General features: G+C 33.1%; 10 protein-coding genes and 1 tRNA gene. 2 read left to right on the top strand and 9 right to left on the bottom strand.

Translation table 11 applies throughout. The features are described from left to right. Positions 1-97 precede the first annotated feature (97 nt). Both TETH514_RS11765 and TETH514_RS11770 read right to left on the bottom strand, forming a co-directional pair. The gene (locus TETH514_RS11765; protein WP_003867869.1) at positions 98-904 is read right to left on the bottom strand and encodes a peptidase MA family metallohydrolase; all 807 of its coding nucleotides are present in this window, start codon (positions 902-904) and stop codon (positions 98-100) included. A gap of 177 nt (positions 905-1,081) precedes the next feature. Beyond that, entirely contained in the window at positions 1,082-2,440 is a 1,359-nt protein-coding gene (locus TETH514_RS11770) for a peptidoglycan DD-metalloendopeptidase family protein (RefSeq protein WP_009052097.1), read from the bottom strand. A gap of 237 nt (positions 2,441-2,677) precedes the next feature. Between TETH514_RS11770 and TETH514_RS11775 the strand changes: the two genes are divergently transcribed. Together TETH514_RS11775 and TETH514_RS11780 are read left to right on the top strand one after the other, a co-directional pair. Continuing rightward, positions 2,678-3,652, top strand: a complete 975-nt coding sequence (locus TETH514_RS11775; protein WP_003867867.1) for a DnaD domain protein — start codon at positions 2,678-2,680, stop codon at positions 3,650-3,652. Continuing rightward, positions 3,645-4,628 (top strand): ATP-binding protein, encoded by a 984-nt coding sequence (locus tag TETH514_RS11780; RefSeq protein ID WP_003867866.1) that lies wholly within the window; start codon positions 3,645-3,647, stop codon positions 4,626-4,628. Before TETH514_RS11775 ends, TETH514_RS11780 begins: the two co-directional genes overlap by 8 nt. On the opposite strand, the gene TETH514_RS11785 is transcribed toward TETH514_RS11780, so the two are convergent. The 7 genes from TETH514_RS11785 to TETH514_RS11815 form a co-directional block, all read right to left on the bottom strand. Next, positions 4,625-6,067, bottom strand: coding sequence for a M1 family metallopeptidase (locus TETH514_RS11785; RefSeq protein WP_009052096.1), 1,443 nt, complete (start codon positions 6,065-6,067; stop codon positions 4,625-4,627). The genes TETH514_RS11780 and TETH514_RS11785 overlap by 4 nt on opposite strands. A gap of 109 nt (positions 6,068-6,176) precedes the next feature. After that, a complete protein-coding gene (locus TETH514_RS11790; RefSeq protein ID WP_003867864.1) occupies positions 6,177-7,424 on the bottom strand; it encodes a DUF1015 domain-containing protein in 1,248 nt (415 codons plus the stop codon). Positions 7,425-7,559: 135 nt separating this feature from the next. Continuing rightward, positions 7,560-8,753, bottom strand: a complete 1,194-nt coding sequence (locus TETH514_RS11795; RefSeq protein WP_003867863.1) for an RNA-guided endonuclease TnpB family protein — start codon at positions 8,751-8,753, stop codon at positions 7,560-7,562. Between the two features lie 105 nt (positions 8,754-8,858). Beyond that, the gene (locus tag TETH514_RS11800; RefSeq protein WP_003867862.1) at positions 8,859-9,815 is read right to left on the bottom strand and encodes a ComEC/Rec2 family competence protein; all 957 of its coding nucleotides are present in this window, start codon (positions 9,813-9,815) and stop codon (positions 8,859-8,861) included. Positions 9,816-9,865: 50 nt separating this feature from the next. Continuing rightward, complete coding sequence (locus TETH514_RS11805; RefSeq protein WP_009052095.1) at positions 9,866-10,087, bottom strand: DUF3006 domain-containing protein; 222 nt, start codon at positions 10,085-10,087, stop codon at positions 9,866-9,868. A gap of 429 nt (positions 10,088-10,516) precedes the next feature. After that, positions 10,517-10,592, bottom strand: a tRNA-Thr gene (locus TETH514_RS11810). A gap of 91 nt (positions 10,593-10,683) precedes the next feature. Then, entirely contained in the window at positions 10,684-12,477 is a 1,794-nt protein-coding gene (locus TETH514_RS11815; RefSeq protein ID WP_009052094.1) for a S9 family peptidase, read from the bottom strand. Positions 12,478-12,563 lie beyond the last annotated feature (86 nt).

Here is a 12,563-nt window from a genome sequence, read left to right on the forward strand (position 1 = left end):
ATCACAATATATACTTTAATACAATTTAAAATATTTTACAAGTATTTTGCAATTAAAAAGAAAGAAAAGGAGATGGTATTATATACCTTCCCCCGATTTACTGTAATGAATTCACAAAATGATTCAAATCTTCACCTGTAACTTTGTAGAAACTATTTTCAAGGCTTAATCCATTACCCAAGTATTTCAAAATATCTCTTATACTTTGCATTCCATATTTATCAGAAATAGCTTTTACTATTTCAAAAGATCTTTTATAGGCCAAAACCTCATCTAACTGATTAAACTTATAAGTCAGCTCTTCTAAAGAATAAGGTTTATCCTCTTCAATACCTTCTCCCCATATAAACCCATTTTCTCTATATTCCTCAAGAAGAGCTATTCCTTCAGTAAACCATACAGGATAATTGCCTTTTGCTACATTGTCTACAATTAGATGCGTAAACTCATGAACAATGGGCCCATCGTGTTCAAAAACTTTTTCTAAATCTTGTCCAGGACTAATCCATAATTCAGGAGATTGTATACTTATAACTCCATTTAAATAAAGTCCCATTGCGCTTTCTCCTTTAGCAAGTGAAAAATCTTTATTCATTTTTTCGGGGTCGTGATACATTATAATAAGGCTTTTATTTTTAGGTTCATAACCTAAATCCTTGGTTACTCCTTTATAATGTTTTTCTGCAATTTTCAAAACAAGAGAAACATATTTTTGGTCTTCAGGACTATATTTTAATATAAAATGCTCACTCTCAGCGGTTTTATAACTACTTACATTATTTTTTAAAATGTTCTCTTTTGCACTTTTTATAAAAGTATAAGACACTGTCTCAATTTTATTACTAAAATAAAACCCAACAAATAAAATAATAACAAAAATAAAAATAAATAATTTCCTTTTCATAATGTATCACCTCACACATATTCAAAAAATTCTTTATGTATGTATATGTTAGTGATTCAATATGTATGAAGTGATACAGGTTTATGTAAAGCAAACAACAACAGTATTATAACACTTATCTTTTTTTATATCAATCCCATAAAAATTAAAAAGCCCATTCTGGGCTTTTTACCGAAATTATCTTCTATTTAAAAAGGGCATAGGATCAATAGGCACTCCATTTTTCCTAACCTCAAAATGTAAATGGGGACCTGTAGCACGACCTGTCGAACCTACCAAAGCAATTTTTTGTCCTTTCGCCACTTTATCGCCTTTCTTAACAAGGAGCTTACTAGCATGTCCGTAATAAGTAACATAACCATTGTGATGGTCAATTTTGACTAAATAGCCATATCCACTCTCCCAACCTGAAAATATAACAGTACCTCCATCCGCAGCATAAATAGGCGAACCTTGTGGTGCCGCTATATCAACTCCTGTGTGAAACCTTCCCCACCTTTGTCCAAATCTTGAGGTTATTGTACCTCTCGCAGGATAATTAAAAGACCCTGTAGCAACATAAGATATTCTTCTGGAACCTACTGCAACTATTTTGTTGATAGGCTTTTCAAGTATATTTTCACTCTTTACCTCTTTTGAAACCTCAACGCCATTGTAACTTACAACAACAGCAGTTACCTCTTTCAAGCCTTTTTTACCTTCTACTAACACTTTAGACTGATTGGTATACAATTTGTCATCTTTAGTAAGCTTTGTCTCAAAAGGTATTTTCTCTTTGTAAACTATTCTCTTTTCAGTAACAACCGTGACATTAGGTACAGCAGAAGATAAATATATTACTTGTCCTGGTTTTAAATTTTCTGTAAGGCCAGGATTTAATTTTAAAATATCATCAATGTACATGTCGTGAGCTCTTGCAATAGACCACAAACTATCGTTTTCTTTTACAGTGTATGTAACAGCTTTTTTTACAGGTTGTTGCAATATTTTTAACGCTTCCTCAAAGCTTACTAAATATTTTGGAGGTATGTACTTTTCTTCAATTTTGACATCCTCTTTAAAATATGTTCTATCAGAATCCCTTGCGTATTTATTCTTTAACATTTCAAGAACCTTATTTGCCTCTTCTTCATTTTTTAACGCAGTCACAAACTTGCCATCTACTATTATGGCAGCAGCTTTGCAGCTAAAACTCATAGCATTTTCCAAATTAGCATAAATTTTATGTACATCTGTCAACTCTTTATTTGATACTCTTACCCTTTCAAATTTTATTTGCTGATTTAAAACTATATCCGTTCCTGTCTTTTGCTTTTCTTTTTTATGTAATTCTTCTATAAAACTTTTTACCTCATCTATATTCTTGGTAATTCCAATAGTTTCACCATCTACTGTTATCTTGTAGGCAAATCCTTCTTCATATACAATAAAAGAAAGACCTATGGACAGTGCTACCACAAAAGCTATAATATTGTTCTTGTAAGTCTTTAATAAACCAAGAAAAAACTTATAGCTTTTATCCCCCACCTTCCCCATAGTATTCTCCTTTCTTCTGTTAATCTTTTTTAATTATACCATACTTTTTTGTAAAACCAAATTTTAATTAATGAAATTTTTAGCATCTTTCTATATTGTATGTTATACTTCAAACTAATATTCCTATATATACTTATTTAATTTAACAATATACTCAAATATTCCGATAATTATGTTAAATTCTTTTCAATTGAAGAGGCTATTTCGCTGTGTTATAATATATTCGAGGTGGGGAGGATGAGCGTTTTTAGATTTTTAAACGAAAATGACGATTGGGGAAGTACTCCCATCAGCAATTATTTTATAAATCATTTCATGTTGGATGCCCCAGGCGAATATGTCAAAGTATATATTTTGGGATTGAAATATTGCTATTATGGCAACGAAATATCTTTAAAAACTCTGGCAGATAAATTATTTATGTCAGATATAGAAATTGACAGAGCTTTGAAGTATTGGGAAAAATCAGGCCTAGTTAAATTAAAATACATAGATGGTGAATACACAGTTGAATATCTCCCAGTTATCCCACAACCAACCTTAAATCACAGCGTGTCCTTACAGGACCCTCAAGTAAAACAAATGTTTGAAGCAATTGAATTGACTTTGGGAAGGCCTTTAACCTCTACAGAAATGGAAACATATTTAAGCTGGATAGATGAATACGGCTTTTCCTTGGAAATAATAACGATGTTAGTAAGTTATTGCGCTTCTAAAAACAAAACTTCTTTAAGATATATGGAAAAGGTAGCAATAGCCTGGCATGACGCAGGTCTTAAAACCGCATTAGATGTAGAAGAATACTTAAAAGCAGAAAACAAAAGATGGCAAAATTATAGAAGGATTTTAAATGCTTTGGGTCTTAAAGAGGATGAATTAATGGAATCCCACAAAGAGATGATGGACCGCTGGATGGACGATTTAGGTTTTGATGTAGATGTGATAATAAAAGCTTGCAACGAATGTACTCTTAAATTGAATGAACCCAGTTTCCCTTATATAAATAAAATATTGATCAACTGGTTTAATGAAGGTATAAGAACAGTAGAAGATTTAGAAAATAAAAAGTCCTCTACAAAGAAAAAAACTCCTGTTACCTCAGGTTTTAAAGCTCCTAAAAACTACTTCAACAGCTACTCTCAGAGAAGTTACGACATAGAAGATTTGGAGAAAAAGCTTTTAGCCCATTCAAGGGGTGAATTAAATGAATGAAAACATCATCCATGAAATCCTTAAAGAATATGAAATGAAAAGAGATAAGGCTTTAAAAGATGCCCTCAATCGTAAAAACAAACTTTATAAAGAAATTCCTGAACTTGAAAAAATTGACGAAGAGATTAAGAAGGTAGGAATCGAAATAACTCAATCAATTTTTAAAGAACCTGAAAATGGAAGAGAACTTTTAAATCTTTTAAAAGAGAGGTTAAATAATTTAAAAAAGAAGAAGGCTTATCTCTTAGAATCTAATGGATACCCTGAAGATTATCTAGAACCTAAATACGAATGCAACATATGCAAAGATACAGGATATGTAAATAGAAAGCGATGTAAATGTTTTGACCAAAAACTTATAAATATTTATTATAAACAATCAAGTATAGCCGAAATACTTAAAAAAGAAAATTTCTCTAATTTTAATTTCGAATATTATTCAGACAAACCCTATGGTGATAAGCCTTCCCCAAGAAGCAACATGAAAAATATTGTAGAGTTTTCTCTTAATTTTATAAAAAATTTTGATACTACCGCTGAAAGCCTTTTTTTCTATGGTGACTCAGGTCTTGGTAAAACCTTTCTTGCTAATTGTATAGCAAAGGAATTATTAGATAGAGGTAAAAGTGTGATATATCGCACAGCACCAGATTTAATTGAAGGTTTGAGAATAAACAAGCTTAATGCTGATAGCAGTAGCTATAATGAATATTTGGAATTATTAAAAGAATGTGACCTCCTTATAATCGACGATTTGGGAACAGAATCTATAACTGCTTTTAGTTTGCAGGAATTTTTTAATATTTTAAATACAAGATTGTTACTTGGCAAAAAATTTATTATTTCTACAAATTTACTTTTATCAGAAATAATGGCAATTTATCCTGAAAGAATTTATTCACGAATATTTGGCCATTTTAAATTGCTCAATTTCTACGGTGAAGATATAAGGCTAAAGCGAAAAATGATAATTTAATAAAACCACTCTTGGAAAAATCCACCTGTATCTTTGCCTGTAACACTGTCCACTACGTCAATTAGGTCTTGCGTAGTGGCAATTTTATATTTGTATTTATCATAATAATTTTGAAGCACCTTTTTGAATTCTTCGTCACCTATCAGATTCCTCAGATTATAAAAAACCATTGCTCCTTTGTTATAAGCTATATTAGTGTACTCCTTCCACTCTTTAAAATCTGCCAAAGTCTTAGCTAACGAAATATCTGAATTGGTATTTAGAAATTTATTAAATTCTCCCTCTATAACAAGTCTATAAATCTCATCAGCTGTTGCCTTACCATAATACCTTTCTATATACATAATTGTAGTGTACTCCGTCAATCCCTCATCCAGCCAAGATTCTTTTATTTGATTATTCCCCACAACACCATACCACCACTGATGAGCAGTCTCGTGAGCAATTACATATTCTAAATGAAACAAATTAGCTTTTGTATACAAATCCTTTGATATCATTACAAGATTAGGATATTCCATGCCTCCCATGTAAAAATCAGTCTGTACAACAGAATATTGTTTATAAGGATACTTGCCAATATAATCATTGTAAAACTTAATTGCATCTACAGCAAATTTAAGAGCTTTATCCCCATACCCTTCTGTAAAATAATAGGATTTAACTTTTATGCCATCTACCTGCTGCTCTGCTATCTTAAATTTCGTGCTTAAAACCATAGCAAAATCTCTTACTTTTTGTGCTTCAATAACTAATTCTTTGGAATCTCCATAGTTTTTCTCTTGTTTTATCTCTCCAGTAGAGGCAACTATCATTTTTTTAGGTACTGACAATTTCACTTTGTAATTTGCTATATCACTATAAAAAGGATCTCCAAAAATGTAGTAGGGGTCATTATTCCAGCCATTTTTATCATATACAGAGAGTATAGGATACCAATTTCCTATCTGTACAGTATTGTTCCCATAGCCAAATCTACTTCTACAAGGTGGAATTTGTACTTTGTAGGTCATATTGATTTCTATTGTTTCTCCTTTTTTTAATTCTTTAGGCAAATTTATTTTTAAAATTTCCTCATTAGGTTCTTCCAATTCGTAAGTAGCTGGAATGTCTTTATCAAAAGTAACTTTTTCAATCTCTATAAATCCCGGCTGAAAACCATTAGGATAGGCAAAAGGGAGTTCTTCCTTCGTAAAAGGCAAATTCTCTTGTGTCTTGAAAGCATTTGGATATAGATGAAAGTATATTTCTTTTAAGGGGATATCATTGGTATTTATGTATTTTACTGTTTGAGTAGCGTAAATTATTTTATTTTGGTCATCATATTTTGCTTCAATTGTGTAAGATGTAAGTTGAGTCTCTTCAGGCAAAAGATAAAGCACTAAGCCGATAATTACAATTATAACTAAACCTAGTAGTGCTTTTTGTTTTATTTTCATATAACCAGCTCCCCTAAATTATCCTTCAATATATATTAGTACAAATTTTTAAATAATAGAACTTTTTCACTTAAAAAATAAAAAGCACCTTAAAAAAGAAAAGGTGCTTTTATCTCAATTCATGAATAAATAATCCGCTTCTTAGTTTAGGCTCAAACCAGGTAGACTTAGGAGGCATTATCATTCTCGCATCGGCAACAGCAATTAAATCTTCAACTGTTGTCGGATGCATAGAAAAAGCCACTTTCATGTCTTCCTTAACTCTTCTTTCTAATTCTTCTAAGCCTCTAATTCCTCCTACAAAATCAATCCTTTTATCAGTTCTCGGATCTTTTATCCCCAAAATAGGATCTAACAGATTTTTTTGTAAGATGGACACATCCAAACTTTCTATCGGATCCGATGGGTTAAAAGTACCTTCTTTGGCAGTAAGTTTGTACCACTTCCCTGATAGATACATGCCAAAAGTGTGCTTTTGCGAAGGATTGAAAGGCTGGCCTTCATTACATTTCTCTACTTCAAATTTCTCTTTTATCTTCTCAATAAATTCACTTTCAGAATAGCCGTTTAAATCTTTTACCACCCTATTATAAGGCATGATATAAGCTTCATCATGGGGCACTAACACTGCTAAAAAATAGTTAAACTCCTCATCTCCTTTATAATCAGGATTTTGTTCTCGCCTCTTTAAGCCTACTTTTACAGAAGCAGCAGCCCGATGATGTCCATCTGCAATGTAAAGATAGTCTATTACCTTAAAAACAGAAGTAATTTTATTTATTAAGGATTTGTCATCTATAATCCATACTGTATGTCTTATTTCATCCTCTGATGTAAAATCATATATAGGATTTTTGCTCTCCATCCAGCTATTTAACAACTTTTTAAGCTCTTGATTGGCTTTGTACGTTAAAAAAACTGGACTTGTGTGAGCATCACAGTAATCCATGTGATTTATTCTATCCTGTTCTTTCTCCGGCAGAGTAAGCTCATGCTTTTTAATTATTCCTTCTAAATACTCATCAATCGAAACAGTCGCTACCAATCCCACTTGACTCCTGCCGTTCATTATTTCTCTATAGATGTAACAGTTCTCCTCATTATCTTTTATTAACAGTCCTTTTTTAAGCATTCTGTCAAAATTTTCTCTCGCTTTTTCATAAACTATTTCATCGTAAGGATTTATAGATGGAGCTAAATCTATTTCTGCTCTATCCACATGAAGAAATGAATAAGGATTATCTTTCGCCAAATTCCTCGCTTCTTCGGTATTTACGACGTCATAAGGCAAGGACGCTATTTTATCTGCCAATCCTGGTACAGGCCTTATTGCCTTAAAGGGTTTTACTGTAGCCATAATAATCCTCCTAAAAATTTATTTCAACTGATTTCAATGCTTTTATTATATCATATCACTTTATAAATGCAATGTATTAAACTGACACACTCTCTCCACTAAAGTGGAGAGGTTCTTTAAGCGAAGATTGATAGTCTATGCTACCCTTATTCGCTTTGGGTTGCCAAACCCTCTACCCCTATCCAATCTCGGATTCAGGGTTACTCTCTTTAATATGTTCACTGCACCGTTTATATCGGCATTCATTACTGTCCTACACCTACTGCAAACATATAATCCTCTGTATATGCGATTATTCTTCTCCACTATACCGCATACAGAACATGTTTGAGAAGTATATGCTTCTTCTACTTTTTTTGCCTCTATCCCATATTCTCTAGCTTTGTATTTTATCATATCAAACAATCTACCAAATGGTATTTTGTGCAGTTTCTCGTTATTCTTATGTCCTATATCCATATCTCTCATTCCGTCACTCATTCCACCTATTATTATTTTGCTTATTCCGTTCTGCCTCGCCAGTTCTATTATATACCTTGAAACTTTATGTATGTAGTCTTTTACAAAGTTCTTCTCTTTGATTATTAAATTGTGAAGCTTATACGATGTTTTGTATCCTTGTTTTGAAATTACAGATTGGATTCTCGCTTTTTCCTTGGCTAATAATCTTAATCTTGAGATAAGATAACCGCCATCAATAATAAATGTTTCTGGATTTTCTTCTATAACTATTGCTGCAAAATTCTTTATTCCAAAATCTATTCCCATCATTTTTTTATCTGCAGGTTCGACTTCTGGTATATCTTTTTTATAAACGATATGAACAAAATATGTAGTATGTCCATACAAAGTTTTTGGAACAATTTCAATTTCCTGTACAGTATTGAGCGATAGATTTTTCGGTAAATCTATCCATAGATATTTGGACTCAATACCGTACTTTTCTTTTAAATATTGCTTTGTTTGTGTGGACAATGATAGTCTGATTTTGCTATTAATTATTTTTATGCCATTTTTCTTCCATCTTACAGGGATATGCCCGTTTTTGGGTTGATACTTCGGCTTTTTAGTATATCCATCAAAAAAATTCTTCCAAGCTATCTGTAGTTTTTGCAGTATTGCTTGTGCAGATTGTGAATGCAAGTTTTTATACCAGAAATTATCCTTTAAGCACTTTTCTAACTGATTTACTGATATTTCTCTGTTCTGAACAGCGTAGTTTGCGACGTTCCACAGTTTTGATGCTGAGTATGTTAAATGTCTCAATATTATTCTGTGTTCTCTGCTGCAGTGAGAAAGTTGAAATACTATAACTCTTGTTACTTCCATTTTTCTCACCTCCTTCCTGTTTTAACTCTACTTTATTTTATCACATTTTTTACCGCCTTTCATCTCTCAGTAAATTGGAAAGCGTTCTCGGCGGATGATCGTAAATTATCTTTTAATCTCACTTCCCGACAAATTATCACCTGGTTCTACATTAAAATTTATAGTTTTGCCATCACTTACTGCAATTACAGTCCCACATTCATCTGTTCTATATACTATTATTCCTAATGACCTAAGCTTTTTCATTGTTTCTTTGTGGGGATGACCATAGTCATTGTATTTACCGCAAGATATAACAGCATATTTAGGATGTACTGCCTTTAAAAATGCCCAAGTAGAAGATGAAGAACTGCCATGATGTCCAATTTTTAAGACGTCGGCTTTTAAATTATATCCTTTACTTAGCATTTCCTTTTCAGATTGTTCACTAGCATCTCCTGTAAACAAAAAAGATGTATTACCATACGTAATTTTTATTACCGCACTATAATTATTTAAGTCCTCGTAATGGGAACTATTTGGCGCAAGCATTTTTGCAATTATACCATCTCCAAGGTCAATTACTACTCCTGTTTTTGCAACGTTTATCGAAAGTCCTTTTGATTTTGCTGCCTTTAGAACTTCTTCAAATGTCCTCGTTGTAGTGGTTACTTTAGGCATATAAAACTTTCCTATTTTGAAGGTTTTTATAATCTCCACTATACCTCCTATGTGGTCATTATGAGGATGGGTACCTATAAGTACGTCAATTTTATTAATTCCCTGGCTTTTTATGTACTTTATAACTTTGCTACCCATTTCAGGTGTTCCTGCATCTATTAACATCGTCTTGCCTGATGGAGTTTGTATAAATATACTGTCTCCTTGTCCTACGTCTATATAATTTACTGTTAAACTGTCTGTTGCGGATTTTTTAACTGCTTCGTGCTGTTTTTTTATTCCTTCATCCTGTAAAACCTGTTGAACTTCATGAGTAAGGGTATTGTCAAATATTGTATAATTTGTCAATATAAATGCAAATAGTATTAATATAAAGGGCAACAGTAATCTCTTCTTGTACATAGCTAAAACCTCTCCTTCAAATTATGCACCTTTTTAACATTTATCCATCTTTATTCATCTTTAAATAGGTCCTTCGCCAAATCTTCAATAGCCTTTTTGCGCTTTTCTGTTTCGCTTTTATCTACATCCACATTAAATATCAGTACGTCTCCTTCATTTACCTCCTTAGGAAGTAATTCCCGAGGGAAATTAAAAATCTTATCTTTCCATTCTATGACCGCCCAATCTCCTTCAAATCTATCTATAACACAAATTTCATTTTTTTTAGGCATTATTATCACCTCTCGTATAATATCATTGTATATAAAATTTCCAGTTAAGGTTTAAGGCCATCGGTTACTACTCCATCGAATGAATTTTAGAAACAAGCGAATACTTAGTCTGTTCCTATCACTAGCATTGGTACTATCAATTATTTTAGTGCCTATGGGTGACAAGACTTACCACAATTGATTTACCTTTAGTATTATTAAGCATCAAACCGATAGTGTCAAGATAAAATACATGGAAGGTAAGAGCTATATTTGAAGCACCAGATACCAAAACACCGAAAATGATACTAAATCAAATACAAAGAGAAGCAGCTGAAAAACCAAATAAGCTCTTCACAGATCGAAAAGATCAGATGTTGTCATTTTGTTGTCACCAACACTAAAATAAAAAAGCAAGGTACTTAAAAACCTTGACTTTTGACAAAAAAATGGAGCTGGCGAAAGGACTTGAACCTTCAACCTGCTGATTACAAGTCAGCTGCTCTGCCTATTGAGCTACGCCAGCACCTTTATTAGCTATCCAATTGTCCTGACATTTATATATTATACTTAGAGCAACAGTATATGTCAAGCTTTTTAAAAAATTTTTTTGCCCTTTACTTATGGCGATCGAGAAAATCCAAAATAGCTGTGTACACCTTTATTTCATTAGCTTTTTTGGAAAAGCCATGGCCTTCATCTGGTAGTACAATGTACTCTACATCCCTACCCTTTGACCTTAAAGCTTCTACAATTTGGTCTGACTCTGCTTTCACTACACGAGGGTCATTAGCCCCCTGCACCACTAACATAGGTTTTGTCATGTTTTCTAAATAAGTGATGGGGGAATCTTTAATTAAACGTTCTTTGTCTTTTACAGGGTCTCCCAACCATCTTTCCATCATAGGCTTCCAATGGGGTGGCACAGATTCTGCGAAGGTAATTAAATTGCTGACTCCAAAAATGTCAACAAAGGCTTTAAATTTGTCTGCATGCCTTCCGTGTAACAGAAGGGTCATATACCCTCCATAACTTCCCCCAACTACAAATATTTTATCTTTGTCAATTTTCCCTGTCTCAATAAGCCAATCTATCCCTGCAATTATATCCTTTCGTGGTCCTTCTCCCCAATCTCTTTCTACTAGTTGAGTAAAGGTTTTACCATATCCTGTGCTCCCTCTGAAATTTGGAGCAAATATGCGATACCCATAAGCTAATAAGAGTTGGAAAAATGGGCGGAAAAACTTTCTTTCAGCAGCTTGCGGTCCACCATGTGGCCAAAGAACTGTGTATCCATTGTCTATATCAGCTAGAGGTTTAAAAAACAATGCCTGTATCCTTTTGCCATCAAAACTTGTATATTCTAAAACTTCTGGCTCCACCAATAATTCTTTTGGGATACCGGGCAACCTATTTTGGGTAATAGGTTCCCACTCTCTACCTTCTACCAGTCTGTATATGTTGTGAATGGTTGTGGCACTTCGGCCTAATACGTATATCGTGCCTTTTTTAGAAACCTCCAATTGGTCTATTACCGAAACTGGCAAGGGTATTTTTTCTAACCTTTGGTCATCTAAATAAAAGCGATACAAAAGGTCTTCAACACCTTTTTCTGCTTGAAGTATGATACTGCTACTTTCTCTGTGAAACTTTGCTTCCACAAAAGAGACATCGGGTATTTCTAAAATTTTGCGAAAAGCTTTGTCTTTTATTGAAAACATCGCAAGATATGTAAAATCAGACTCATAGTCTGTCAAAAAATATATTGTGTCCTTGTCTACAAAAAGAGGACTTCTGGTTATGTGAATTTTTTGTGGATCAGGAACAAGTGGCAAAGTTTCTGTCTCAGTCATCACCATTGCTACAGCATAGGTGTTGGCAAAACCTTTTATTATCACAAATCGGGTGTCGTCGTCAGACACTGCAGCAAGGTATGTAGCCCCTTCTGATCCTTCGTACAATCTTCTTTCTTGCTTTTTTTCAATATCGTATACATATCCATTCAAATAAGTAGGATTTTCCTTGCTTGAAACGTAATACAAAAGTTTTCCTTTTTCATTTAAATGTGAAAAATAGTATTTGTCCTGATCTTTAGATTCCTCAAACAAAGGCGTAAGTTCTCCCCCTATTAAAGGCAATGCGTATATTTTGTAGTTTTCATCCCCATCTTTATCAAATCCCGCAAGTATATATCTCCCTTTTGGGTCAAATTTAATAAAGGAAGTGCTTTGCCCGATGCTCGTTAATGGATACGGATAATAGGAAGTTTCAAGGTCAATAGCCCACAAATTAAAAGCACCGTTTAAATTGGCACTCATTACAAGCTTAGAATCGTCGGGCGAAACCTCAAAAGCTTGAATTATGTATGCCCCCAAATATTCCTTAGCAGTAGGCTTTTTAAACTCAAACAATTTGCAATCCCCCTTTTAGTTAAACCTTTATATTTAAAATATACCATTTAAGGTTGTTACAGTCAACAAACAAAAAGGGATTTTGA

Origin of the sequence: Thermoanaerobacter sp. X514, assembly GCF_000019065.1 — a bacterium.
GTDB lineage: Bacteria > Bacillota > Thermoanaerobacteria > Thermoanaerobacterales > Thermoanaerobacteraceae > Thermoanaerobacter > Thermoanaerobacter pseudethanolicus.